This is a genomic window from Pseudoxanthomonas sp. GW835-FHT14C01 (genome assembly GCF_058793715.1).
Genome location: NZ_JBXAGB010000003.1, coordinates 45,136 through 70,275, shown reverse-complemented (window position 1 = coordinate 70,275; position 25,140 = coordinate 45,136). Strand labels below are relative to the sequence as shown.

Annotated in this window: 25 protein-coding genes; 19 read left to right on the top strand and 6 right to left on the bottom strand. The window is 66.7% G+C overall.

Annotation, left to right across the window (positions count from 1 at the left end):
* Nucleotides 1–3 precede the first annotated feature (3 nt).
* From AC1Q5B_RS13695 to AC1Q5B_RS13655, 9 genes are all read left to right on the top strand, one after another.
* The gene (locus AC1Q5B_RS13695; RefSeq protein ID WP_492632165.1) at nucleotides 4–2,406 is read left to right on the top strand and encodes a TonB-dependent receptor; all 2,403 of its coding nucleotides are present in this window, start codon (nucleotides 4–6) and stop codon (nucleotides 2,404–2,406) included.
* A gap of 77 nt (nucleotides 2,407–2,483) precedes the next feature.
* Nucleotides 2,484–3,170, top strand: coding sequence for a Fe2+-dependent dioxygenase (locus tag AC1Q5B_RS13690; protein WP_492632164.1), 687 nt, complete (start codon nucleotides 2,484–2,486; stop codon nucleotides 3,168–3,170).
* A gap of 189 nt (nucleotides 3,171–3,359) precedes the next feature.
* Nucleotides 3,360–3,722: a hypothetical protein gene (locus AC1Q5B_RS13685; protein ID WP_492632163.1), complete on the top strand. Its 363-nt coding sequence runs from the start codon at nucleotides 3,360–3,362 to the stop codon at nucleotides 3,720–3,722.
* A gap of 107 nt (nucleotides 3,723–3,829) precedes the next feature.
* The gene (locus tag AC1Q5B_RS13680) at nucleotides 3,830–6,226 is read left to right on the top strand and encodes a TonB-dependent receptor domain-containing protein (RefSeq protein WP_492632162.1); all 2,397 of its coding nucleotides are present in this window, start codon (nucleotides 3,830–3,832) and stop codon (nucleotides 6,224–6,226) included.
* 109 nt (nucleotides 6,227–6,335) lie between these two features.
* Nucleotides 6,336–6,971 carry a PepSY-associated TM helix domain-containing protein gene (locus AC1Q5B_RS13675; RefSeq protein WP_492632161.1) on the top strand — a complete coding sequence of 212 codons (636 nt, stop codon included), beginning with the start codon at nucleotides 6,336–6,338 and terminating at the stop codon, nucleotides 6,969–6,971.
* Nucleotides 6,972–6,998: 27 nt separating this feature from the next.
* Complete coding sequence (locus AC1Q5B_RS13670) at nucleotides 6,999–7,529, top strand: DUF2271 domain-containing protein (protein ID WP_492632160.1); 531 nt, start codon at nucleotides 6,999–7,001, stop codon at nucleotides 7,527–7,529.
* A 37-nt stretch (nucleotides 7,530–7,566) separates the two neighbouring features.
* Entirely contained in the window at nucleotides 7,567–8,379 is an 813-nt protein-coding gene (locus AC1Q5B_RS13665) for a DUF4198 domain-containing protein (RefSeq protein WP_492632159.1), read from the top strand.
* 110 nt (nucleotides 8,380–8,489) lie between these two features.
* Nucleotides 8,490–9,416 (top strand): FAD:protein FMN transferase, encoded by a 927-nt coding sequence (locus tag AC1Q5B_RS13660; RefSeq protein ID WP_492632158.1) that lies wholly within the window; start codon nucleotides 8,490–8,492, stop codon nucleotides 9,414–9,416.
* Between the two features lie 65 nt (nucleotides 9,417–9,481).
* A complete protein-coding gene (locus AC1Q5B_RS13655) occupies nucleotides 9,482–11,059 on the top strand; it encodes a sulfite reductase subunit alpha (RefSeq protein ID WP_492632157.1) in 1,578 nt (525 codons plus the stop codon).
* 10 nt (nucleotides 11,060–11,069) lie between these two features.
* Here the strand turns inward: AC1Q5B_RS13655 and AC1Q5B_RS13650 are convergent, their stop codons facing one another.
* On the bottom strand, nucleotides 11,070–11,660 hold the full coding sequence (locus AC1Q5B_RS13650; RefSeq protein ID WP_492632156.1) for a HutD/Ves family protein: 591 nt from the start codon (nucleotides 11,658–11,660) through the stop codon (nucleotides 11,070–11,072).
* 285 nt (nucleotides 11,661–11,945) lie between these two features.
* Nucleotides 11,946–12,284 carry a ComEA family DNA-binding protein gene (locus tag AC1Q5B_RS13645; protein WP_492632155.1) on the bottom strand — a complete coding sequence of 113 codons (339 nt, stop codon included), beginning with the start codon at nucleotides 12,282–12,284 and terminating at the stop codon, nucleotides 11,946–11,948.
* Nucleotides 12,285–12,525: 241 nt separating this feature from the next.
* Between AC1Q5B_RS13645 and AC1Q5B_RS13640 the strand changes: the two genes are divergently transcribed.
* The 3 genes from AC1Q5B_RS13640 to AC1Q5B_RS13630 all read left to right on the top strand — a co-directional run bounded on the left by AC1Q5B_RS13640 (nucleotide 12,526) and on the right by AC1Q5B_RS13630 (nucleotide 14,927).
* Entirely contained in the window at nucleotides 12,526–14,016 is a 1,491-nt protein-coding gene (locus tag AC1Q5B_RS13640) for a M20 family metallopeptidase (RefSeq protein WP_492632154.1), read from the top strand.
* A gap of 251 nt (nucleotides 14,017–14,267) precedes the next feature.
* Nucleotides 14,268–14,534 carry a GlsB/YeaQ/YmgE family stress response membrane protein gene (locus AC1Q5B_RS13635; RefSeq protein ID WP_492632153.1) on the top strand — a complete coding sequence of 89 codons (267 nt, stop codon included), beginning with the start codon at nucleotides 14,268–14,270 and terminating at the stop codon, nucleotides 14,532–14,534.
* A 78-nt stretch (nucleotides 14,535–14,612) separates the two neighbouring features.
* Complete coding sequence (locus tag AC1Q5B_RS13630; protein ID WP_492632152.1) at nucleotides 14,613–14,927, top strand: hypothetical protein; 315 nt, start codon at nucleotides 14,613–14,615, stop codon at nucleotides 14,925–14,927.
* Nucleotides 14,928–15,045: 118 nt separating this feature from the next.
* On the opposite strand, the gene AC1Q5B_RS13625 is transcribed toward AC1Q5B_RS13630, so the two are convergent.
* Nucleotides 15,046–16,452: a mannose-1-phosphate guanylyltransferase/mannose-6-phosphate isomerase gene (locus AC1Q5B_RS13625; RefSeq protein WP_492632151.1), complete on the bottom strand. Its 1,407-nt coding sequence runs from the start codon at nucleotides 16,450–16,452 to the stop codon at nucleotides 15,046–15,048.
* A 71-nt stretch (nucleotides 16,453–16,523) separates the two neighbouring features.
* Here AC1Q5B_RS13625 and AC1Q5B_RS13620 point away from each other — a divergent pair, with 71 nt between their 5' ends.
* Together AC1Q5B_RS13620 and murU are read left to right on the top strand one after the other, a co-directional pair.
* Complete coding sequence (locus AC1Q5B_RS13620) at nucleotides 16,524–17,540, top strand: aminoglycoside phosphotransferase family protein (protein WP_492632150.1); 1,017 nt, start codon at nucleotides 16,524–16,526, stop codon at nucleotides 17,538–17,540.
* Complete coding sequence (gene murU / locus AC1Q5B_RS13615) at nucleotides 17,537–18,250, top strand: N-acetylmuramate alpha-1-phosphate uridylyltransferase MurU (protein WP_492632149.1); 714 nt, start codon at nucleotides 17,537–17,539, stop codon at nucleotides 18,248–18,250. The genes AC1Q5B_RS13620 and murU overlap by 4 nt, the downstream gene beginning before the upstream one ends.
* Before the next feature lie 4 nt (nucleotides 18,251–18,254).
* On the opposite strand, the gene hda is transcribed toward murU, so the two are convergent.
* From hda to AC1Q5B_RS13600, 3 genes are read right to left on the bottom strand one after another with little or no spacing between them, the layout of a single operon-like run.
* On the bottom strand, nucleotides 18,255–18,938 hold the full coding sequence (gene hda, locus AC1Q5B_RS13610; protein WP_492632799.1) for a DnaA regulatory inactivator Hda: 684 nt from the start codon (nucleotides 18,936–18,938) through the stop codon (nucleotides 18,255–18,257).
* Between the two features lie 23 nt (nucleotides 18,939–18,961).
* Nucleotides 18,962–20,128, bottom strand: coding sequence for an AI-2E family transporter (locus AC1Q5B_RS13605; protein WP_492632148.1), 1,167 nt, complete (start codon nucleotides 20,126–20,128; stop codon nucleotides 18,962–18,964).
* Nucleotides 20,129–20,142: 14 nt separating this feature from the next.
* Nucleotides 20,143–21,228, bottom strand: coding sequence for a DUF2066 domain-containing protein (locus tag AC1Q5B_RS13600; RefSeq protein WP_492632147.1), 1,086 nt, complete (start codon nucleotides 21,226–21,228; stop codon nucleotides 20,143–20,145).
* Between the two features lie 169 nt (nucleotides 21,229–21,397).
* Between AC1Q5B_RS13600 and purM the strand changes: the two genes are divergently transcribed.
* From purM to AC1Q5B_RS13575, 5 genes are read left to right on the top strand one after another with little or no spacing between them, the layout of a single operon-like run.
* On the top strand, nucleotides 21,398–22,414 hold the full coding sequence (gene purM, locus AC1Q5B_RS13595) for a phosphoribosylformylglycinamidine cyclo-ligase (protein WP_492632798.1): 1,017 nt from the start codon (nucleotides 21,398–21,400) through the stop codon (nucleotides 22,412–22,414).
* 7 nt (nucleotides 22,415–22,421) lie between these two features.
* Complete coding sequence (locus AC1Q5B_RS13590; protein ID WP_492632146.1) at nucleotides 22,422–23,042, top strand: DUF2238 domain-containing protein; 621 nt, start codon at nucleotides 22,422–22,424, stop codon at nucleotides 23,040–23,042.
* A complete protein-coding gene (gene purN / locus AC1Q5B_RS13585) occupies nucleotides 23,039–23,692 on the top strand; it encodes a phosphoribosylglycinamide formyltransferase (protein ID WP_492632145.1) in 654 nt (217 codons plus the stop codon). Before AC1Q5B_RS13590 ends, purN begins: the two co-directional genes overlap by 4 nt.
* 13 nt (nucleotides 23,693–23,705) lie before the next feature.
* Nucleotides 23,706–24,422: a DUF3108 domain-containing protein gene (locus AC1Q5B_RS13580; RefSeq protein ID WP_492632144.1), complete on the top strand. Its 717-nt coding sequence runs from the start codon at nucleotides 23,706–23,708 to the stop codon at nucleotides 24,420–24,422.
* A 2-nt stretch (nucleotides 24,423–24,424) separates the two neighbouring features.
* A complete protein-coding gene (locus AC1Q5B_RS13575; RefSeq protein ID WP_492632143.1) occupies nucleotides 24,425–25,111 on the top strand; it encodes a DUF3108 domain-containing protein in 687 nt (228 codons plus the stop codon).
* Nucleotides 25,112–25,140 lie beyond the last annotated feature (29 nt).

The following is a 25,140-nucleotide window of genomic DNA, read 5'->3' as shown; positions in this document are numbered from 1 at the left end:
CTCATGAACCTTCGTCATTCCCCGCTTGCCACCGCGCTGATGCTGGCCATCGCCGCCCCTGCCTTTGCCGCTCCCGCCGGCGACACGCCCGCCGATGCTTCGGGCCAGGCCAAGCAGCTCGACACCGTTGAAGTCCACGGCGAACGCGTGCGCAAGGCCAGTTCCCCCAAGTACACCGAAGAACTGGTCGACACCCCACAGACCATCACCATGGTCACCAGCGAAGTGATGGCACAGCAAAACCTGCTGGGGCTGCGCGACGTGCTCAGCACCCTGCCGGGCATCACGTTCGGCGCCGGTGAGGGCGGTGGCGGTTACGGAGACAGCATCAACTTGCGCGGCTTCACCGCCAGCAGCGACATCACGACCGATGGCGTGCGCGACAGCGCGCAGTACACCCGTACGGACAATTTCAATCTGGACGCCATCGAATTGATCAATGGCGCCAACTCGGCCATGTCCGGTGCGGGCTCGGTGGGCGGCAACATCAATCTTGCCAGCAAGGTTGCGCGCGAAGGCGACTTCCAGACCTATACGCTCGGCGCCGGCACCGATGGTTACGGGCGAGCAACCGCCGACAGCAACTTCTCCCTCGACAATGGCGTTGCCGTGCGCCTCAATGCGATGGCGCACCAGAACGACGCGCCGGGCCGCGACTACGAAGAGTTCAAGCGCTGGGGCTTCGCGCCGTCCGTGGCCTTCGGCATCGGCTCGGACACCCGGCTGATGCTGAGCTATTTCCACCAGCACGATGAGAATCTGCCCCAGTACGGCGTGCCGTACTACATGAACGCATTCAACAAGGGTCCGCTGCCCCGGCTGGATACCCGCAACTACTACGGCTACCACAACATCGATGAGCAGGAGATCGATGTGGACATGGTGACCGGCGTGTTCGAGCGCGATTTCGGCAGCGCGACCACCTTGCGTAGCCTCGCCCGCTTCCAGAAGGTCGATCAACTCTCGGTGGTGGACGCCACCCAAGGCACCTGGTGCCTAGCGAACGGCATCAATCCCGCCACTGGCGCCACGTGCACGCCGACAGGTACGTACCAGCCGAGCGGCCCGCGCGGCTACTCGCGCGACACCCGCAACGCCATCGCCATCAGCCAGACCGACCTCACCACCCGTTTCAACACGGGCGCGGTCGAACATGCCCTGGTGGCGGGCGTTTCGTTCTCGCGCGAAACGTTCGATCTCGATGTCGGCAGCCTGCTGCGCACGTCAGCTGGCGTTCCCGCGACCCTGCCGAGGATGGATCTCTACAACCCCGACTCGACCTGGACCGGGCCGGTCAACTACACCCTGACCGGTCGCACGGAAGGCACGTTGAGCAATCAGGCGGTCTACGTATTCGACACCCTGAAATTCGGCGAGCGCTTTCTGCTCAATCTGGGCGCCCGTTATGAGCGCAATGAAGGCGACACGGCCTCGTGGAACATCAAACAGTACACGGCCCCCACGACAGCAAACCCCAACCCTGACAACACGGGCATCGGCAACGTATTGAGCAAGGGTACGACCTTCAGGAACGAAGACGATCTGTTCTCCTACCGTGCCGGACTGGTGTTCAAGCCTACCGCCAACAGTTCGATCTATCTGTCGTACGCCAACGCCAAGACGCCGTCGAAGGCCTCAGTCAACGGCGCCTGCACAGCGCAGACCTGTGAAGTGGATCCGGAAACCGCCGTCAACATCGAACTGGGTACCAAATGGGACCTGTTGGACAACCGTCTGGCGCTGACGGCAGCGCTGTTCCGCAATGAGCGTCAGAACTACAAGGTCGCCGACCCGGCGAATCCGTTGAATCCTTCCGGCGAACAACAGCTGGATGGCAAGGCGCGCGTGCAGGGTGTCGCGCTTGGCGTCGCCGGCAACATCACGCGTGAGTGGTCGATCTTCGCCAACTACACGTACTTGGACAGCGAAGTCCTGAATGGCGTGTCCGATTACTGCGCCGCCAATCCCAACAATCACCTCCTCAACGGCGGCCCTGTCAATGCGGATAACGTGAACTGCAGCAACAGCACGCATTTCCCCGATCCGTTGAAGGGCAATCCGTTGACGGCCACGCCCGAGCACTCCGCCAATCTTTGGACGACCTATCAACTGGGGAGTTGGACATTCGGCTATGGCGTCACTTACCTCGGCGAGATCTACCTCAACAACAATGTCCTGCCGGCCACCAACCCGATCAGCAACACCACGCCGGCCGTGCTGTACAAGTCACCCGACTACGTCACCCATCGCGCCATGGTGGGCTACCAGATCAGCAGCCAGATCGGACTGCAGTTGAACGTCAACAACCTGTTCGACAAGGAGTACTACACACGCATCCGCAACAATGGCTGGGCGACGCCCGGCGATGCGCGCTCTGCGGTACTGACGGCGACATTCAAGTTCTGATCCGAACGATGCCGTAGCTCCTCTCCGCCCCGCCCGTGCACAATGGGCGGGGCGTTTCGATTACGAGGTCGACCGATATGTTGTTGGCGATTCCCGATGTCCTCACCCCCGTCCAGGTGGCGCATGCGCGAGCCAGACTCGACGCCGCCGACTGGGCCGATGGCCGCATCACCGCTGGCTACCAATCGGCGAAGGCCAAAGACAACGCGCAATTACCGGAAGATGCTCCCGAGGCACGCGAAATCGGGGCGGTGATACTGGATGCCCTGTCCCGCAACAGCACGTTCTTCTCTGCCGCGCTGCCCAAACGTATTTACCCGCCGCTCTTCAACCGGTACGCCGGTGGCCAGTCGTTCGGCTACCACGTCGACAATGCCATCCGCTACGACCGCAGCCGGGGAGGCGTGGATCCCGTGCGCACCGACTTGTCGGCGACCCTCTTCCTCAGTGCGCCCGACGAGTACGACGGCGGCGAGTTGATCATCGAGGATACCTTCGGTACGCAGACCGTGAAGCTGCCCGCCGGCCACATGGTGCTGTATCCCGGCACCAGCCTGCACAAGGTCACCCCGGTGACCCGCGGCGCACGTGTGGCGTCGTTCTTCTGGCTACAGAGCATGGTGCGTGATGACGGACACCGCCGGCTGATGTTCGATTTGGACGTCTCGATCCGGCGCCTGACCCAGGACGTGCCGGAGCACCCGGCCTTGGTTCAACTCACTGGCGTGTATCACAATCTACTGAGACAGTGGAGTGACGTCTGAGTCGCCTCAAATACGATTCGTCCTTGTTTGCACTTGATAAGTATTCTCATTTAAAATATGTCCCGTCAGCCCGCCACCATGGCCGGCCAGGGGACCTGCTTGATTCATCCATCGCCCAGCTCCAGCCTTCCTGCGCGCGCCTCTCGGCTTCGCGCATCCAAGGCTTGGCGTGCGGCGATCATCGGGGGCTTGGCCCTGCTGATGCTTGCCATGCTGCTTTCGATGGCTGCGACGCGGCGGACCGACGGTCAGGCAACGCCAGCCGCCGTCGCGGGGCCGAGTGCAGTCGAGCATGACCTGAGCGATGGCGATCCCCCGCCGGATCCCGCATTCCGGGAGTCACCGGCGAAGAAGCCCCGCTTGAAGGCCTTGCTGATCCAGACGGAGCCGACCAAAGATTCCGCATCGTCAGTGTCGCTCCTTCTGTATGCAGCGGATGCCACGCGTGCTCCGCGCATCTTCATCCCCCACATCGATTCGGTCTGGGGCTTGCATCGCGATGACCCTGCGCTTCGCCTGCATCCGGGTCAGGCGCCTCCCGACGCTGCCTGATGCGTGCAGCCAGCCTTGAGCTGGCTCACCTTCTTTGACTTCTCCCGTCGCGCCGGCCGCTGCCGGTTGCGTTACGTCATCTCCTTCTTCTTGCCTTCGTGAGCTCCATGACCCACACCCGCACCTCCGGGCGCGGCGGCCTGCGCCGCCATCGCCTCGCCCTCGCCGTGTTCGCCCTGACATCAGCACCGGCATTCTCGCAAGTAGCCCCCAATGGCGCAGGCGCCACCGACTTCGATACGGTAGTCGTGACCGCCGCCGGCTTCGAACAGAAGATCACCGACGCTCCCGCCAGCATCAGCGTGATCACGCGCGAGGACCTCAGCCAGCGCCCCTACATGACGCTGCTGGATGCCGTGCGCGACATCGAAGGCGTCGACGTGGGCGAAACACGCGACAAGACGGGCCAGGGCACCATCTCCATGCGCGGCATGGGGTCCGATTACACGCTGATCCTGGTCAACGGCAAGCGCCAGAACAACCACGGCGACATCTATCCAAACAACTTCGGCGGCAACCAGTTCAACCATATCCCGCCGCTGGATGCGATCGAGCGCATCGAGGTCATCCGCGGCCCGGCTTCCACGCTTTATGGCGCCGACGCCATGGGGGGCGTGATCAACATCATCACCAAGCGTTCGCTCGACAGCTGGCATGGATCGGCCAGCGTGGGCCGCACGTTCGAAGCCAGCGAGTTCGGTGACGACTCCACGTTCGACTTTTTCGTCACCGGCCCGCTGGTCGCGGGCAAGCTCGACCTCAGCGCGCGCGGCAGCTGGTACGACCGCAAAGCCTCCAATCCGACCTACCAAACGTTGACCGACCCGAGCGGCAGGGAGCACCCGCGCCCGCTGGGCTTCGGCGGTGGCGGCAAGACCGTCGACAACACCAACAAGGCCGGCGGTGTCAGCCTGACGTGGACGCCGACCGACGCACAGACGGTAACCTTGGATTACGACACATCGCGTCAGGAATACGACAACGCGATCAAGACCAACGATTCGGGCGCGCAGGAATACCCGGTCGGCACGGTCGACAACATCAATTCGATCTGGCGCGCGGCCAACGTCAATGGTGTCACCCGCGTGGCGCCGCAAGTGGGCTACAGCCCGACGCAGGCGTTCACCCGCGACGCGTGGTCGCTGACGCATGAAGGCAAATGGGGATTCGGCAACAGCTTCGTCTCGCTGTCGCACGTGGCCACCAACAATGACGGCCGCACACTGCCCTTTACCGTCGCCGAGCGCAACCATCTCCAGCAGATGTGGGATGGCACCGGCCCCTACGCCGGCCTGACCACCGCGCAGCGCCGCGAGATCGCCGCGCAGACCTTCCTGCCACGCCCCAAGCGCACACTGGAAAGCGCGCAGTACACGCTGGATGCGAAGCTCGATATTCCGTACCAGCTGGCAGGCGACCACACCGCCGTGATCGGCGCGCAAGTCATCCGCGGCGAGCTGACCGATGGCGTGTTCGGCATGGAAAACGGCACGCCCAGCGCCGTGCAGAAGCACGACATGTACTCGCTGTTCGCCGAGGACACGTGGTATGTCGTCGCACCGCTGGCGATCACCGCCGGCCTGCGCTACGACGACCACAAGGTGTTCGGTAGCGAAGTCAGCCCACGCCTGTATGGCGTCTACACGATCAACGAGCGGTGGACGGTCAAGGGCGGCGTGAGCACGGGCTTCAAGACTCCGAAGACCACCCAGCTGTACGACGGCGTCACCGGATTCGGCGGCCAGGGCGTGTCACCGATGTTCGGCAATCCGGATCTGCGACCGGAAACCAGTACCAGCAACGAGCTGGCGGTGTACTGGCAGCATCCCGACGGCCATGGCTTCAACGCCACCCTCTTCCACAACACCTTCGACGACAAGATCGCCAGCCAACCCTGCGGCCCGGGCACCACGCTGGCGTGTTCGAGTACCGGCGACTATGCCGAGCTGGGCTACGCGACGAACAGCAAGACCGTCAACATCGACGAGGTGGTGATCCAGGGCGCCGAACTGGCGGGCCGCTGGAAGATCGCCTCGTCCGTGGGCTTCCGTGCCAACTACACCTACACCGACAGCGAACAGAAGAGCGGCGTGGAGGCGGGCCTGCCGCTGGGCAACAGCGCGCGCCACATGGCCAATGCCACGCTGGACTGGCAGACATCGGAACGGTTCAACGTCTTCCTGTCGGTCGAAGCGCGCTCCAAGCGGTACCGCGGCCTGCATGCCATCACGCGCGAAGAGCTGTACTACAAGGATTACGAAGTCCTTCACCTCGGCGCGTCATTCAAGGCGACCGAATGGCTGACCATCAACGCGCGCATCAACAACCTGCTCGACCGCGACTTCACCACCTACGATGCCGAGTTCCGCGACCTCAACGGAGACGGCGACTATCTCGACGTCAACGTCGGTGGCAGCGGACGCAACGAGGCCCTGTTCTTCGACCACTACAACAACAAGGACAAGGCGCGCAGCCTCTGGGTGAGCTTCAACGTCAACTTCTGAGCCCGACAGGCGTTCCCACCTCGCGACGGGGTGGGAACGCCTGTCAATTGAGAGCCATTCTCATTTGTGATGTAATGGCGAACCGCTCCAGCCTGCGTCGAGACCGCCGTTGTCCTCTTCCGCTTCCCCTGCCCTCCAGCAACAACGCCGCGGCTTCTGGCTGCGCACGTTGCATCAGTGGCACTGGATCAGTTCGGCGGTCTGCCTGATCGGCATGCTGTTGTTCGCGATCACCGGGATCACGCTGAACCACGCCTCGAAGATCGAGGCAACGCCCGACGTCGCCAACGTCACCGCCACGGTCCCCGCGTCGATCCTGGCAACGCTGGGGGAGCGGCAGGAAGGCAAGGCGCCGCTGCCCGGCCCGGTCGCGGAGTGGCTGGAACAGGAGCTGTCTGTCGCCATCGGCCGTCGTGAGGCCGAATGGTCCGACGTGGAGCTCTACCTGTCGATGCCGGGCCCCGGTACCGACGCGTGGCTGAGCATCGACCGCGAGACCGGAGCGGTCGAGTACGAGCGCACGAACCGCGGCTGGATTTCCTACTTCAACGACCTGCACAAGGGCCGCAATGCGGGCCCTGCATGGGGATGGTTCCTCGACATCTTCGCGCTGGCCTGCCTGGTGTTCTGCATCACCGGCCTGTTCCTGCTCTACCTGCACGGGCGGCAGCGCAGCATGACCTGGCCGATGGTCGGCCTGGGCCTGCTGGTTCCCCTGCTGATCGCCCTGCTCTTCATCCATTGATTCCCCTTCACGAACGCGAGTGACCGCATGTCCAAGATCGCCGTCCACACCACGTTGACCATCGCGCTCAGCGGCCTGCTGGCCACACCGGCGTACGCCGCCACGCTGGAGGTCAACGTCGAGATTCCCAAGCTCAACGTCGCCGAATACCACCGTCCCTACGTCGCGGTGTGGATCGAAGGCGCCGACCAGAAGGTCGCCGCCAACCTGTCCGTCTGGTACCAGCAGACCAGCAATTCGGAAGGCCATGGTACGAAGTGGCTGCCCGACATGCGCCAGTGGTGGCGCAAGTCCGGCCGTTCGCTGCAGGTGCCGGTCGACGGCGTTACCGGTCCGACCAAGCCGGCCGGCAAGCACGCACTGAGCTTCACCGACAAGCAACACCTGGCGAAGCTCGCACCGGGCGAGTACACGCTCGTCGTGGAGGCCGCGCGCGAAGTCGGTGGCCGCGAGCTGCTGAAGATCCCCTTCACCTGGCCCGCCAAGGGCGCGCCTCAGTCGGGCAAGGCCCAGGGCAGTACCGAACTCGGTGCCGTCACGCTCACCGTCAAGCCCTGATATCCCTTTCCATCCCCTTACGAAGCTGGAGATCCCGATGAAGCGTTCCCTTGCCGTGGCCATCGCCCTGGCCTCCGTCGTCCCCGTCACCGCGCTCGCCCACAAGGCCTGGCTGCAGCCGTCGCAGACCGTCATCGCCGGTACCAATCCGTGGATCACGGTGGACGCCGCGGTGTCGAACGACCTGTTCTATTTCAACCACGTGCCGCTGCGCACCGAAGGCCTGGTGATCACTGCGCCGGACGGCAGCACCGTCGATGCGCAGAACCTGGCGACAGGCAAGTACCGCACGGTGTTCGACATCGAGCTGAAGCAGCAGGGCACCTACCGCATCGCCACCGTCAGCAAGAACCTGATGGTTCGCTGGGAAGGCGCGGACGGCAAGCCCGGCGGCCTGCGCGGCGCCAAGCCGGAAGACCTGGCGACCAAGGTGCCGAAGGACGTGAAGAACCTGCAGGTATCGCAGTCCATCGGTCGCGTCGAAACCTTCGTGACCAACGGCTCGCCGAACGACACCGCTCTGAAGGCGACGGGCGAAGGCATCGAGCTGCTGCCGGTGACGCATCCCAACGATCTGTTCGCTGGTGAGCCGGCGAAGTTCAGGATGCTGGTCGACGGCAAGCCGGCCGCTGGCCTGGAGTTCGAGATCACCCGCGGTGGCACGCGCTATCGCAACGCGCAGGAAGAGATCAAGGTCACCACCGACGCCAATGGCGAGTTCAGCGTGACGTGGCCCGAGGCCGGCATGTACTGGCTGGAAACGGGCACACAGGACGAGAAGACCACCGTGCCGCAGGCCAAGCAGCGCCGCCTGAGCTACGTGGCCACGCTGGAAGTGCTGCCGCAGTAGGATTGCGCCGCGCCGCGGGGTGCACGCCCGCGGCGCGCAACGGAATGAATACCTTCCCTCCTCCAACCTCCGCGTCAGCGGATGCCGTGCATGCGTTGCATGGGCAGACCATGGGAACCACCTGGTCCGTCCGGTATGCGACTGCGACCCGCATCGATGCGCACGCGTTGCACGGTGCCGTGCAGGCGCGCCTGGACCAGGTGGTCGCGCAGATGAGCACGTGGGATGCGGATGCGGACATCCTGCGTTTCAACCGCAGTGAGGCGGACACATGGTTCACGCTGCAGGATGACTTCCTGCAGGTCCTCACGACGGCGCTCGACATCGCGGCATCCAGTGAAGGTGCGTTCGACCCCACCGTATCGCCGCTCGTCGCGGCCTGGGGTTTCGGAGCGCACGCCGGCCGACGCGGCCGGCCGGCCGATGTGGATCTGGTCGCAGCGCGCTCCCGCGTGGGCTGGCGGCAACTGCGCGTCGATCCCGACCATCGCCGCCTCCTGCAGCCCGGTGGCGTGATGCTGGATTTTTCTGCCATCGCCAAGGGCTATGGCGTGGATGTGGTGGCCGCCCTGCTTCGGCTTCGCGGCATCGATGCCGCCCTCGTGGAGGTCGGCGGCGAGCTCTATGGCTACGGCCAGAAGCCTGACGGACAGTCGTGGCGGGTTCTGGTGGAATCCTCGCCCGACGAGGAGGCCGACAGCGACGGCCTCGAGCCACGCGTCCTGGCGCTGGACGGCATCGCCGTCGCCACGTCGGGCGATCGCTGGCACGCCTACGCGCAGGATGGCAGGCGCTATTCGCACACGATCGACCCGCGCAACGGCGAGCCCGTGACCGAAGTGGCCGCCGCTGTCACCGTGGTCGCCGCAAATGCCATGCATGCCGATGCCTGGGCCACCGCTCTGACCGTGATGGGGGCCGTCCGTGGACATGCATTCGCGACGCGACATGGACTGGCCGCGCGCTTTCTGCAACGCACGGCGGACGGCCTGAGGGAAACGATGACGCCTGCCTTCGAGCCGTATCTCGCCGCATGAGCACGTCGGCTCCCGCCGCATCACGCGGACGCCTCCCGCTGGCAGGCAACCTCGCGGTAATGCTGATGCTGGCCATAGGCGCCGGGCTGCTCGCCGGCCTGCACGAGGGCGACTGGTGGCAGGCCACGCCTTCGACGATGCGGATCCGGGCCGCCGTTGCAGCGATGTTCGCTTATGCCGGGCTTGTGGCCGCGTTCCTGTACCGCGCGCACGTGCGCGATCGGGTGAACCACCCGGCGACGGTGGCCGCGCAGAATGCGGTATGGGTCGTGCACGCCAGCCAGACCGGCTTCGCGATGGAACTTGCCGACATGACCGCCGCCTCGCTTCGCCAGGGCGGCGTGAGCGTGCACCGCGCGGGCCTCGAGCATCTGGACGCGGCACGACTGCAAGGCATCGAGCGCGCGGTGTTCGTGGTCAGCACCACCGGCGAAGGCGATCCGCCCGATCTTGCGATGGGTTTCGTGCGTCAGGTGATGGCGCAGACGCTCGCACTGGAGAACTTGCAGTACGCGGTGCTGGCGCTGGGCGATAGCGAGTATGCGCGGTTCTGCGCGTTCGGCCACCAGCTCGACGACTGGCTGAGGCACCAGGGCGCGAAACCGTTGTTCGATCTGGTGGAAGTCGACAATGCGGACGACAGCGCGCTGCGCCACTGGCAGCACCACATCGGCCAACTCGGCGACGGGAGCGAGGCTGCGGACTGGTCGGCGCCCCGCTACGAATCGTGGCGCCTGCGCCAACGCAGGGAGCTGAATCCCGGCAGCGTGGGCGGACCCGCTTTCCATCTCGCGCTGGAGCCGGAGGATGGCCGTCTTCCGGCCTGGACAGCCGGCGACATCGCTGAAATCGGACCACAGCATGCCGCCGGCGACGTGGAGGACTTCCTGCATCGCACCGGAGCGCAGGGCGATGCGACGGTCCGGTGGCAACAGGAAACACGGACCCTGGCGGACGTGCTCGCGCGCAGCCATTGGCCCGACCTCGCGTCGGTGGCAAAGCCGGCGGAGGCGCAGGCAGTGGCGGACGCCTGTACGCCGCTTCCGCACCGCGAGTACTCGATCGCCTCCACGCCTGCCGACGGTGCGCTGCACCTGCTGGTGCGATTGATGCGGCGCGCAGACGGCACCCCCGGGTTGGGCAGCGGTTGGCTCTGCACCCATGCGCAACCCGGCGACGCCATCGCATTGCGTATACGGCGCAATCCCAACTTCCACCCGCCGGCGGCCGACACACCGATGATCCTGATCGGCAACGGCACCGGCCTCGCCGGCCTGCGCGCCCACCTCAAGGCACGCATGCAGGTCGGCGCCACGCGCAACTGGTTGCTGTTCGGCGAGCGGCAGCGAGCGCGTGATTTCTTCCACGCCGACGACGTACTCGCATGGCAGTCGCAGGGACTGCTCGAACACCTCGACCTGGCCTTCTCGCGCGACGGCGGCGAACACCGCTACGTCCAGCATGCGCTGCTGGCACAGGCGGGCCGGTTGCGTCGTTGGGTCGACGAGGGTGCTGCCGTGTACGTGTGCGGCAGCCTTGCCGGCATGGCACCCGAAGTGGACACCGCGCTGCGTGGCATCCTGGGTGAGGAACGGGTAGAGACGCTGCGCGGCAACGGCCGCTACCGCCGGGACGTCTACTGAGGCGAAACCGTCAGCCGGCTTCCGCCTCGATCCGGATGGCCAGCAGCTCTCCACCCCCCTGCAGGGCATAGCGCGCGCGCGCCTCGCCCGGCACGAGAATGGCGGTGTCACCACTCCATAGCGCGCCGAGACCACTGCCGGCATCGAACGTCGCCTGCCCGGCGATCAGATGGATGACCCAGTGCACGCCCGGCTCGGTGAAGAACAGCATCGGACCGACCAGCGGGCGATGCAACAGCTCGGTGCGGACACGGCCGCGACGCCACATCAGGTTGAAGTCGTGCGTCGTGCCATCGATCAGTTCGCCGGTCACCACGTCTTCGCCGGCGAAACGCAGGCGGTCGTGCGGTGGCATCAGATCGAAAGCGCGTCCATCGTCGAACGTCAGTCGCAATCCGTTGCCACGGAGCAGCACCAGCTCGCGATCCACGCCGGGAAACGACGAGAACGCTGCATCACGTTCGATCTCGGCGATCGACAGCCGCCAGTCCCAGGCATCGTTGTCCGGCACCCTCACGATCTCGCGCGTCCAGCCCAGGCCGTTCTTCCAGCGCTCCCGCCGGTACTCGTTCGCGGGAATGAGGCGTGACGGTGGCGGCATGGTATCTCCGTGTCAAGGCGCGGCACGATTCTAGCCGCTCCCTCCTTCGGCGACGCGAAACGCGCGGAACGCAAACGACGTCGCCCGGGCGTGCGTCCTGCACTCCCGGGCGATGTCCACATCCGTGTCGGCATCCTGCCAGTACAGGCTCCTGCCTGTTCCCGACCTTTGCGCACTTGGCGCAGTATGGATACGTCCTTGTCGGCTTCCCGCCTGTTTCCCCTGGCTTCCTGCCCCTGTGCCTGGCGCCCCACCTCCTGTGGGAGCGCCCTGCACGGGATTCGATCAGCGTCGCGCCACCGGCTTCGCGGGTGTCGACGCGGCGGCCGCCGGCTTGCCTGCCGGTGCCGTGCCGGTGCGCAGTTCGATGCGATCGCGGTTCTGCTCGATGGTGCTCAGGCCGATGCCCTTCACCATGGCCAGTTCCTCGGCGCTCTTGAACGGTCCGTTGGCCTTCCGGTACTCGATGATGGCGGCGGCTTTCGCAGGCCCCACGCCGATCAGCACGCGGTCCAGCGCGGCGGCATCGGCGGTGTTGATGTTGACCTTCTCCGCAGCCAGCGCCTGCACGGCGAACAGCAGAGACAGGGCGGCAGCAAACACGATGTGGATGAACGACTTCATGACGACTCTCCTTGTGGCATTGGACTCTCCATGCATGGCGGATACGTCCTGGCATCCGTCATGTTTCCGTCGGCGCCGGATGGGCTGCGACGGTAGGGAAAGTGTCCAATTCCGACGGAGGCCAAGGTATCGCCCATGCGCGGGCGAATCTGCCCGTAAACACCCCGATTGGATGTAGGAAAAGTCCTACGCCTGACCAGGGCGTAGAATGGCGGCCTGCCTTTCAGTACCCGGAGTTGCCATGGATACCGCCAAAGTCGACCGCTACGTTGCCGAGAAATGGGATGACGACATCGTCCCTCAGCTGGTCGAGTACATCCGCATCCCGAACAAGTCGCCGATGTTCGACAAGGACTGGGTGGCGAATGGCTACATGGAGCAGGCCGTACAGCTGATGGAGCGCTGGGCGAAGGCGCAGTCCGTCCCGGGCATGCAGGTCGAGGTGGTGCGCCTGGAAGGCCGTACGCCGCTGATCCTCATCGAGATTCCCGCCAGCGGACCGGAAACCGGCGCCGACACCGTGCTGCTGTACGGTCATCTGGACAAACAACCGGAGATGACCGGCTGGGACGACGACCTCGGCCCCTGGGTGCCGGTGATCAAGGGCGACAAACTGTATGGCCGCGGTGGCGCCGACGACGGCTATGCGATCTTCGGTTCGCTGGCCGCCATCCAGGCCCTGCAGCAGCAGGGCGTACCGCATGCGCGTTGCGTGGTGCTGATCGAGGCCTGCGAGGAATCCGGCAGCTACGACCTGCCCGCCTACGTCGACCATCTGGCCGACCGCATCGGCAAGCCGTCGCTGGTCGTCTGCCTGGATTCGGGTTGCGGCAACTACGAGCAGCTGTGGTGCACTACCTCGCTGCGCGGCCTGGCCGGCGGCAACTTCACGGTCAAGGTGCTGGAGGAAGGCGTGCATTCGGGCGACGCGTCGGGCGTCGTGCCTTCGAGCTTCCGCCTGCTGCGCCAGCTGCTGTCGCGGCTGGAGGACGAACAGACCGGCCGCATCCTGCCGGATGGCCTGCAGGTCGGGATTCCCGACGCCCGTCTGGCGCAGGCGAAGGAAGCGGCGCGCGTGCTGGATACGGCGGTGTTCGACAAGTTCCCCTTCCTGCCGGGCATGACGCCGATGGCGGAAGACCTGGCCGAACTGGTGCTCAACCGCACCTGGCGTCCGGCGCTGTCAGTGACCGGCGTGGACGGCATGCCGCCGCTGTCGTCGGCTGGCAACGTGCTGCGCCCCTATACCTCGGTGAAGCTGTCGCTGCGCCTGCCGCCGACGCTGGACGGCAAGCAGGCCGGCCAGTTGCTGAAAGACCTGCTGGAAAAGGATCCGCCCAATGGGGCGCAGGTCACTCTGGAGCTGGAAAAAGCGAGCACCGGCTGGAATGCGCCGGCGATGTCGCCGTGGCTGGAGAATGCCATCGACGCGTCCAGCCGCGAGTTCTTCGGCAAGCCCGCGATGTACATGGGCGAAGGCGGCACGATTCCCTTCATGGGCATGCTGGGCGAGAAGTTCCCCGGTGCGCAGTTCATGATAACCGGCGTGCTGGGCCCGCACTCCAATGCGCATGGCCCGAATGAATTCCTGCACATCCCGATGGGCAAGAAGGTCACCGCGTGCGTGGCGCGGGTGATCGCCGAACACCACGCGGCCAGCGTACGTGGCGAGACCACGGGGGTGGCTGCCGTGGCGGGCGGCGAACAGCACGGCGACCACGGCTGCTGCTGATCCGCACAGGGGTGTTGCCGCACGCGGAAGGCCGGGGCAACCCGGCCTTCGTCGTTGCAGGACGGGCAGCAAGGACGACGGGCACAAGAGCTCCATGGAGAATCCGTCGCAGCTCACGTCGCCTCGACAGGGCGCTCCACGATACTTTCCGTCGACCGCCGGCTGCTTCGTCCCGGCCACCGCCGATGCCCGTTCGGCCGATGGCTGGGTTACGCTGCGCAGGCCCCCATTTTCCCAACCGGAGTGCTTCGATGGAACAGATCTTTGGTGGCGGTATTCTCTGGACCTTGCTGATCGGCTTCCTTGCCGGCCTGCTCGCACGGGCGATCAAGCCCGGCAACGACAAGCTCGGCTTCTTCATGACCATCGTACTGGGCATCCTGGGCGCGCTGCTGGCGCGCTTCGTCGGCGTCCAGCTCGGCTGGTACGGTCCCGGCGAACCGGCCGGCTTCATCGCCGCCGTCGTCGGCGCCATCGTGCTGCTGGTCATCTATGCGGTGGTCAGGAAGAAGCGCTGACGCCTCCGTGCGACAACGCGACTGGATGCCCCCTCGCGGGGCATTCTTTTTTCTCCAGGCCGCGGCCCAGGAGCGTCCATGTCCGTGTCGATCTTCCGCCTGCTCGTTGCGATGTCCTGCCTCTTGGCCGGATCGGCGGGGGCAGCATCGCCGCTGGATGGCGCATGGCGCCTTGCGTCCGGCAGCTTCGTCGACGAACAAGGCCAGGAAAAGGACTACGGCAGCCTGAAACTGCAGGGCACCAAGCTGCTGGCGGATGGCCACTTTTCCTTCACCACCACGCAGGAGGGGCGCTTCTGGGCGGCTGGCTCGGGGACCTTCACGGCCGATGCCGGCACCTATGTGGAGACGCCACGCATGGCGTCCTACCCGGTGGTTGATGGCGGCAGCTAACGCTTCCGCTACACGCTCGAAGGCGACACCTGGACGCTGGAACGCCATGAGGGCGACAGACGCGTCGAGCGCGAAGTCTGGCGGCGCGTGACGTCCACGCCCTGACCCGCAGGCCGGCTTACTGGCTGCGGCCGTAGACATCCTCGAAGCGCACGATGTCGTCCTCGCCCAGATAGCTGCCGGACTGCACTTCGATCAGCTCGAGCGGCACCTTGCCCGGGTTCTCGAGGCGATGCTTCACGCCCAGCGGTATGTAGGTGCTTTCGTTCTCCGACAGCAGCAGCGTCTCGTCGCCGCGCGTCACCCTGGCGGTGCCGCTGACGACGATCCAGTGTTCGGCACGGTGGTGGTGCATCTGCAGGCTGAGCGACGCGCCCGGCTTGACCTTGATGCGCTTCACCTGATGGCGGCCGCCATTGTCGACCGAGTCGTAGCTGCCCCACGGACGGTGCACTTCGCGATGCAGGACCGCCTGGCTGCGCTGTTCCTTCTTCAGTCGCGCGACCACCTGCTTGACCTCCTGCACGCGGTCCTTGCGCGCGACCAGTACGGCGTCGTCGGTCTCGACTACCACGATATCGTCCACGCCCACCAGCGCGACCAACCGCTGCGCGTAGGCATAGCTGTTGCGGCTGTCCACGGCGATGACGTCGCCATGGTGCGCATTGCCGTCGGCGTCGCGATCGGCGACATCCCACAGCGCCGACCAGCTGCCGACATCGTTCCAGCCGATGTCGACCGGCAGCACCATGGCATGGTCGGTCTTCTCGAACACCGCGTAGTCGATCGAGTCCGACGGACAGGCTGCGAAGGCAGCCTTGTCCAAGCGTACGAAATCGCCATCGTGCCGTGCGTCCGCGTGCGCTGCGCGCACGGCGTCGACGATGTCCGGCCGGAAGCGCGCGAGTTCTTCGAGGTAGCGGCTGGCGCGGAACAGGAACATGCCGCTGTTCCAGTAGTAACCGCCCGCATCGAGATACGACTGGGCTGTGGCGGCATCCGGCTTCTCGACGAAGCGCGATACCTTGCGCAGCCCGTCGCCGGCCTCGGCCTGGATGTAGCCGAAGCCCGTCTCCGGCGCATCGGGCACGATGCCGAACGTCACCAGCGCGCCGGCCTCCGCCGCCGCGGACGCGTCCCGTACAGCGCGCTGGAAACCGGCCACGTCGCGGACCACATGATCCGACGGCAGCACGAGCAGCAGCGGATCGTCACCGTCGGACATCGCCTGCAACGCCGCCGCCGCGATCGCCGGCGCGGTGTTGCGGCCGACGGGCTCCAGCAGCATGGCGGGCACCGGCGCACCGATCTGCCGCAATTGTTCGGCGACCAGGAAACGGTGCTCTTCGTTCGCGACCACGATGGGCGCGAGTTCGGCGATGGCCTCCACACGGCGCCACGTCGCCTGCACCATCGTGTCGTCGCCGGCGAGCGGCAGGAACTGCTTGGGATAGGCCTCGCGCGACAACGGCCACAGTCGCGTGCCGGAGCCGCCGGACAGCAGCACGGGTTGGAGTCTGGCCATGCAAGCCTCGCAAGTCGGTAGGGCGCCAGTTTACCCTGTAGCCCTTATCGCCTCCGCGTGGCCGCAACTGCATGAACCCGACGATTCAGGACCCTTCCGGGCGGGGTGCCCAGCGCCTGGAATGGGCGCGTGGCGCGCTCGGCGACCCGTATGCGCAGCTGGAACGCGCCTCGATGGATGCTGGTTACCGCAGTTACTGGCGCAGCCTGGGCGATGGTCCCGGACGGATCGTGATGGACTCCCCGCCGGGGCTCGAAGACGTGCGGCCGTGGCTGGCGATGCGCGACCTGCTGCTCAGCGGCGACGTGCGCGTGCCGGACGTGCTGGCCATCGACACCGAGCTCGGCTTTCTGCTGCTCGAAGATCTCGGCGGCCCGACGCTGGCGCACGTGATCAGCGAAGACAATGCCGATACCTGGTTCGATGCGGCCATCGAACAACTGCTGCGCCTGCAGGCGATCGCGCCGCCGGACGGCATGGGCGAATTCGGCGAGGCCCTGTTGCAGCGCGACGCCGGCTTGTTCGACGAGTGGTTCCTGCGCCGCCACCTGGGGCTGACGCTGGACTGCGGCGAGGCCGAAGGGCTGGAACTCGCCCAGCGCCGCCTGATGGACAACGCACTGTCGCAAGCGCGCGTGCTGACCCATCGCGACTTCATGCCGCGCAATCTCATGCCGATCACCCCCGGCCCGGCGGTACTGGATTTCCAGGACTGCGTACGCGGGCCCGTGGCCTACGATGCGATGAGCCTGTTCAAGGATGCGTTCCTGAGCTGGCCGATCGAACGCGTCGACGGCTGGCTGGCGCGATACCACGCCCGCGCCACGCGCGCCGGCGTGCCGGTACCCGAATTGAAGGTGTTCCTGCGCGACGCCGACTGGATGGGCATCCAGCGTCACCTGAAGATCCTCGGCATCTTCTCGCGCCTGCATTACCGCGACGGCAAGACCCGCTACCTGCCGGACGTGCCGCGCTTCATCCGCTACCTCGACGATGTGCTGCCGCGTTATCCGGAACTTGCCGGACTACGCGTGCTGCTGGACACTCGCATCAAGCCGGTGCTGCTCGCCCGCGGTGAGATCGCATGAAGGCGCTGGTGTTCGCGGCAGGCCTCGGCGAGCGCATGCGACCGTTGACCGACCACACGCCCAAGCCGCTGATCGAAGCCGGTGGCAAGCCGCTGATCGTCTGGCATCTGGAGAAGCTGGCGGCAATGGGCGTGCGGGACGTGGTGGTCAACACCAGTTGGCTGGCCGACCAGTTTCCGGCGACGCTTGGCGATGGCGCTCAATGGGATCTTCGGCTCCACTACCTCTACGAAGGCGATACTCCGCTGGAAACCGGTGGCGGCATGCTCAACGCGCTGGCCGTGCTCGGCGATTCACCATTCCTGCTGGTGAACGGCGACATCTGGACCGACTTCGACTTCGCCCGCCTGCCGTCCGAGCCGGCTGGGCTGGCCCATCTGGTGATGATCGATCCACCCGGCTATGCCACCCATGGCGATTTCGCGCTAGATGAAGCAGGCCTGGTACGCCGCGACGGCACGCAGCGATTGACCTACTCGGGCATCGGCGTCTATCGCCCCGCCTTACTGGACGATTGGCAACGTCACGTGGACGAGCAAGCTGGCGTCACCAGCAATGGAAAGCCGCGCTTCCGCCTGGCACCAATCCTGAGTGCGCACATGGACACGGACGGCATCCGCGGTGAACGCCACGCCGGGCGCTGGACCGACGTCGGCACGCCGGAGCGCCTGGCGGAACTGGAAAGAACGCTCGTGAACCCGCCGCGTTAGCCGTTCAGAGCACCTGCCGCAGGAACGGCACGGTGATCCGGCGCTGTGCGGCGAGCGATGCGCGGTCCAGCCGGTCCAGCAACACAACCAGTGCACCGAGGTCGCGATCGGTGCGTGTGAGCAGCCACTCCAGCGCGGCGTCTTCCAGCACCAGTCCGCGCCGCTGCGCGCGGTCGCGCAGTACCTCGCGGCGGCCTTCGTCGTCGAGCGCATCCAGTACGAGACGCAGGCACTGCTGCAGGCGCGAGCGCAGGTCGGGCAGCCCCAGGCCGATGTCGTCGGGAATGCCGCGCGCCGTGTACAGCACGTTCAATCCCGAGGAGCGGGCGCGATTGTGGAAATCGAACAGCGCGACTTCGTCCTCGCGCGTACCGGCGATCGCGTCGAGGCCATCCAGCGCCACCACGTCATGCCCCTCCAGCGCATCAAGCGCGTCGCGCAGGCGTCCCGCCGCCGCCGCCAGCGGCAGATAAGCCGCGCGCCGACCCTGTTGCTCGGCCGCAGCGCAGACCGCCAGCGCCAGGTGAGTCTTCCCGGTCCTCGATGCGCCGGACAGATAGACCCAGTCCGCGCCGGCCGTCGTGGCCAGCGCGGACAACGCCGGCAAGGCGCCCTCGGGCGGCGCGATGAAACTCTCGAAGCGCTGGTCCGGCGGATACCGCAGCGCCAGCGGCAATTGTGGCCCCAGGCCCGCGTCCTGCCCGTCGCGGCTCACGGCGTGTCGGAGTCCGCGCGCGGCGCCGCCTGCTCCACACTGCCCTTGTCGATGTAAGAGTCCAGCACGATCGACGGCCGGTCGCCCGCGTAGAGGCGACTCTGCGTATAACGCTCATGCGCGAACCGCAACAGCACGTTGGCGATCGCGGCGATCGGCAGCGCCAGCAGCATGCCGAGGAAGCCGAACAGCTGCCCACCGGCCATGATTGCGAAGATCACCGCCACCGGGTGCAGGCCGATGCGGTCGCCGACGATGCGCGGCGTCAGCACGTAGCCTTCCAGCATCTGGCCGACCACGAACACGCCCATCACCAGCGCCACCAGCGACCAGTCGCCGCTGGACTGCACCAGTGCCGCGATCACGCCCAGCACGATGCCGGTCGCGGTGCCGAGATACGGCACGAAACTGATCAGGCCGGCGATGATGCCCACCAGCAGGCCGACCTTCAGGCCGACGACCGACAGGCCGATGGCGTAGATCGCCCCCAGCGCCAGCATCACCAGGAACTGCCCGCGCAGGAACGCCCCCAGCACTTCGTTGGATTCCAGCGCCAGCCGCGTCACCGTCGCGATGTGGTCGCGCGGCACCAGCGCGGCGATGCGCTCGACCAGCGTGTCCCAGTCGCGCAGGAAGTAGAACGTCAGGATCGGCAGCAGCACCAGGTTGGCGACCCACGCCATCACCGCGAAGCCGGAGCGCGAGAAATAGCCGAACAGCGTGGCGGCGACGCCACCGGCCTGCTGCCAGTGGCCGCGGATCCATTCGGTCAGGCGGTCGGGATCGAGCCATGCCACCAGTTCCAGTCCGGTGCGCTGTTCCACCCACGGCAAGGCCTTCTGCACGAACCAGTCGCGATACGCAGGCACCGACTCGATGACCGTCACCACCTGGCGTTCGATCATCGGCACCAGGATCAGCAGCGCCAGCGTCAGCAACAGCACCATCAGCGTGAACACCAGCACCACGGCCGTGGTACGGGAGCGGCCACTGCGCTCCAGCCGGTCGACCCAGGGGTCGCCCAGCCAGCCGAGCAACGCGGCGCAGACGAACGGTGTGAGCACCGGCGCCAGCAACCAGATCAGCCAGCCGACGATCAGGGCAATCAGCAGCCATTGCCAGCGGCGGGCCAGCGTACCGGCCGGCGTCGAGGAAAGATCCATGCAGCGTCCTTGTGTCAGCGCATCTGGTAGGCCGGCGGCTCGCCTTCGCCACCGGTGAAGGGAGCGTCGGCGCCCATGGTGCGGCGGAAGCCGGCCAGGCCCGAGACCAGTTCCAGGTCGAGTTCCAGCACGTCGCCACTGGCACGCACCGGTGTGATGCGGCGGACCACGGCCATCTTCTGCAGGTGGCCGGTCAGGCGCAGGTAGTCGTCGGTGGTGCGGACACCGGTGAACAGCACGCGATAGGTGCCGGCGGGTCCCGCACTGCCGCGCTTGCCGTAGCGCTTCACCAGCGCGTCGGCGGTGCCATCGGCACCGGAAGCCATCGCACGCCGTGCGTCGGCGTCGGTCACCGACCAGTTCGCCAGCACCTTGCCGGCATCGACGAACACCCAGTCCGCCGTCCAGCCACCCTTGGCGTTACGGTAGAGCTTGCCGATCAGCTGCATCGGCGGGCTGTAGCGCGCGGACGCGCGCGCGACCGCGGCCGTGTCCTGGCGCCAGATCGCGCCGACCAACGCCTGTTCCGCCGCACCGCCGGCCGGCAGGCCGAGGCCATAGCCGCGCTCGATGGCGCGATTGAGCAGCGGGCGCGCGGCATTGGACTGCGGCAGGCCGACCAGGCGCGGACCGCTGCCGTCGTTGATCGCCAGCCAGACGACCGGCTTCGGACGCGGTTGCGGCCACACCGGCAGACCGAGCGCACCGGCCAGGCCGTTGACCTGGTCTTCATCGAAGCGCACCACCAGCGTGGTGCGGAAGCTCGGCGCACCCGTGGCCGACGTGCCCTGGTCCTGCCGGTAGTCGTAGCCGTCCACGTAGTCCTTCGCGTTGCGCAGCTCGGCACCGACGCCCGGACGCGACATCGCCGCACGATCGCCCGACAGCTTGCCCAGCACCGTTCCCAGCGCGCGTGCGAAGCCGCCCTGCCGCTCCGCTTCGCCCTGTCCGTTGACCGGCACCTCCGCCTCGTACAGCCCGCGCGCGGCGACCGCATCGCCTTCCGTGCGCAGGCCGGACTGCGCCTGCACGGCGAGTGTCGTGGTCAGTGCCGCCACCAGCAGTGCGGTGGCGAGTGCGATACCTGGGATCCGGCGCATCGAGCGTCCTTGAGCTCTACAGACCCGGCGAATTGTTGCCCGAATGGCCCGATACCGCCAACGGCACCCGTTCAGGACGGCCGCTCGGACCGTCGATTCCTTTAAAATCACGCCTCTTGCCCACCGACGACCGCCCGTGACCCAGCCAACGCCTTCCAGCCCCACCCCGATGACCTATCGCGACGCGGGTGTCGACATCGACGCCGGCAACGAACTGGTCGAGCGCATCAAGCCGCTGGTCAAGCGCAGCTTCCGGCCGGAAGTGATGGGCGGGCTGGGCGGCTTCGGCGCGCTGTTCGACCTTTCGGGCAAGTACCGCGAACCCGTGCTGGTGTCCGGCACCGACGGCGTCGGCACCAAGCTGAAGCTGGCCCAGCAGTTGGGCCGCCACGACACCATCGGCATCGACCTGGTCGCGATGTGCGTCAACGACGTGCTGGTGCAGGGCGCCGAACCGCTGTTCTTCCTCGACTACTTCGCCACCGGCAAGCTCGACGTCGACACCACGGTCGCCGTGGTCGGCGGCATCGCCAAGGGCTGCGAGCTCTCCGGCTGCGCGCTGATCGGCGGCGAGACCGCCGAAATGCCCGACATGTACGGTCCGGGCGAGTACGACCTGGCCGGCTTCTGCGTGGCTGCGGTCGAGAAGTCGCGCCTGCTGGACGGCGCCAAGGTCCGCGCCGGCGACGTACTGGTCGGCATCGCCTCCAGCGGTCCGCATTCCAACGGCTATTCGCTGGTCCGCCGCATCTACGACCGTGCCGGCCGCCCGGCCGACATCGATGTCGGCGGCGTGAAGCTGGCCGATGCGCTGATGGCGCCGACCACGCTGTACGTGAAGCCGATCCTGGAACTGCTGCAGGCGCACGACCTGCACGGCATGGCGCACATCACCGGCGGCGGCCTGACCGAGAACATCATCCGCGTGATCCCCGACGGCCTGGGCCTGCAGATCGACGCCAGTGCGTGGACGCTGCCCCCGGTGTTCGACTGGCTGCAACGCGAGGGCGCGGTCGAGGACAGCGAAATGTGGCGCACCTTCAACTGCGGCATCGGCTTCGTGCTGTTGGTGGCGCCGGACCAGCTGGCCGCCGTGCAGGCCGACCTGGCCCGCTTGCAGCTGACCCACTGGCAGATCGGCGAAGTCGTCACCGCCACCGGCGGCGAACGCGTCCGCATCGGCTGAGCGCGGCATGCCGCGCAGCAAGGCGATCGCCTTCGGGCTGACACTGGCGGTGTTCGCCGCCAGCTGGATCGCACCGCGCTGGCCGGTCGAACAGGCCATGCACAGCAGTCTGACCGTGCTCGGGCTGGCCTGGCTGTGGTGGCACGACCGCCGTTGGCCGCTGCGGCCGGCGCACTTCGCGCTGATCTGCGGCTTCATCGTGGCGCACTGCATCGGCGCGCGCTGGCTGTATTCCTACGTCCCGTACGATGCCTGGCTGCAGGCGGCGACCGGCTGGTCGCCTGGGGAGGCGTTCGGCTGGCAGCGCAACCACTTCGACCGCTTCATCCACCTGATGTACGGCGTGTGTTTCACGCCCGCCGTCTGGCACTGGCTGCGCCAGCGCTGGCCGCACCTGCCGGTGGGACACGCCTTCGCGCTGGCGGTGATGCTGATCATGTGCACCAGCCTGGTCTACGAATGGCTGGAGTGGGGCATCGCGTTGACGATGTCGCCCGAGGCGGCCGAGTCCTACAACGGGCAGCAGGGCGACGTGTGGGATGCCCACGCGGACATGCTGCTGGCCACGCTCGGCGCTCTGCTGGCCTGGCCGTTGGCGCGCACGGAACGTCGTGGAGCCGCGGCATGAGCGCACGGATCGCCGTCCTGGCCTCGGGCCGTGGCAGCAACCTGCTGGCCATCCTGCACGCCATCGGGGCCGGCACGCTGGATGCCGAGGTCGTGGGCGTGTTCTCGGACAAGCCGGGCGCACCCGCGCTGCAGCAGGTCCCGGCGGCCAGGCGCTGGAGCGCGCGCCCGAGTGCGTTTCCCGACCGCGCCGCCTACGAAGCGGCCCTGTCGGAGGCGGTCGCCGCCGTCCGGCCCGACTGGGTGGTCTGCGCGGGCTACATGCGCATCCTGGGCGATGCCTTCATCGCCCGCTTCCGCGGCCGGCTGCTGAACATCCACCCCTCGCTCCTGCCCAAGTACCGCGGCCTGCACACCCATGCGCGCGCGCTCGAAGCCGGCGATGCCGAACACGGCGCCAGCGTCCATTTCGTCATTCCTGAACTGGACGCCGGCACCGTAATTGCCCAAGTAAGGGTGCCGGTCCTGCCCGGCGACACGCCGGAGGCACTGGCCGCACGGCTGCTCCCGCGCGAGCACGCCCTGCTGCTGGCGGTGCTTCGACTGGCGAGTAGCGGCCAGCTAGCTGAACAGGGCGACATCACGCTCTGTCACGGTCAGCCGTTATTAAATCCGCTGTCACTAGATTCTGCCGACCGTTTGGTTTCCTGACGCGCCTCCCCCGATGACGCTCCCGTTCCGCTCCCTGATGCTGGGCCTGCTGCTGGCCGGATCCGCTGCGCCCGCCTGGGCGCTGGAGCCGTTCGTGGCCAGCTATCAGGCCTACAACGAGGGAAAGCTGGCGGGCAGCGCCAGCATGAGGGTCGTCCCAAGGACCGGCAGCCAGTGGCAGATCGACCTGGACGTGAAGGGCACGCGCGGCATCGCGCGACTGGCCGGGCTGAACATCGAACAGAGCACCGTCTTCGACAATGTGGATGGACAATTCCGCCCGTTGAGCCAGGCCACCGTCCGGCGCGCGGTGTTCATGGGCAAGAAGATGGTCGGCACGTACGACTGGGCCGCACGCACGGCGCAATGGCAGGGCGACATCAAGAAGAACCGGCGCGCGCCGCTGCCGCTGCAGCCCGGCGACATGAGCGCGCTGCTGATGAACCTGGCGGTGATCCGCGACGCCGCGCCCGGCAGGCAGCTGGACTACCGCGTGGTGGACAACGGGCGCATCCGCGAGTACCAGTACACGGTGTCGCCCGAACCGGAAACCGTCGCCGTCGAAGACCTCAGCTACAGCGCGCTGCGCGTGAGCCGGGCCAACGGCGGCAACGACGAAACCATTTTCTGGGTCGCCGATGGCGTACCCACTCCCGTGCGCATCCTGCAGCGGGAAAACGGTCAGGATGGCGTGGACCTCCGCCTGGTCGAATACCAAGGAGCACCGTAGACATGAGCAAGACCGCCCTTCCTTCCCCGCGCCTGCTGATGGTCGCCGCGCTTCTGGCGGCCAGCGCTCCTGCCCTCGCCGTCGAAGCCTTCACTGCGCAGTACAGCGCCAGCGCACTGGGCATGGTCGGCGAAGGCCAGATGTCGGTCGCGGCGCAGCCCGGCAATCGCTGGCAGTATTCGCTGACCGTGCGCAACCAGGCCGTGGACCTGAGCCAGAAGACCGTCTTCGACGTGCAGGATGGGCGCATGCGGCCGTTGAGCAGCAGCGACAGCTCGCGCCTGCTGATCAAGAAGAAGACCGTCAACACGGTCTACGACTGGTCCAGCGCGCAGGCGACCTGGACGGGCGACGTGAAGCCCGACCGCGCCGGTCCGGTGAAGCTGGCGGCGGGCGACATGGACGCGCTGCTCGTCAACCTGGCCATCGTGCGCGACGTCGCCGCCGGCAAGCCGCTGACCTACCGCATGGTGGAGAACGGGCGCGCCAAGCCGATGAACTACCAGATCGCCGGCAAGGAGCGCATCACCATCGGCGGCAAGCCGCAGGAAGCCACCAAGGTCGTCCGTACCGACGGCGACAAGCAGACCATCGTCTGGGTGGTCGCCGATGCACCGGTGCCGGCGCGCATCCTGCAGCGCGAGAAAGGCCAGGACACCATCGACCTGACCCTCAAGTCCTGGCGCTGACGCGTCCTGATGCCGCAAGAAAAAGCCCG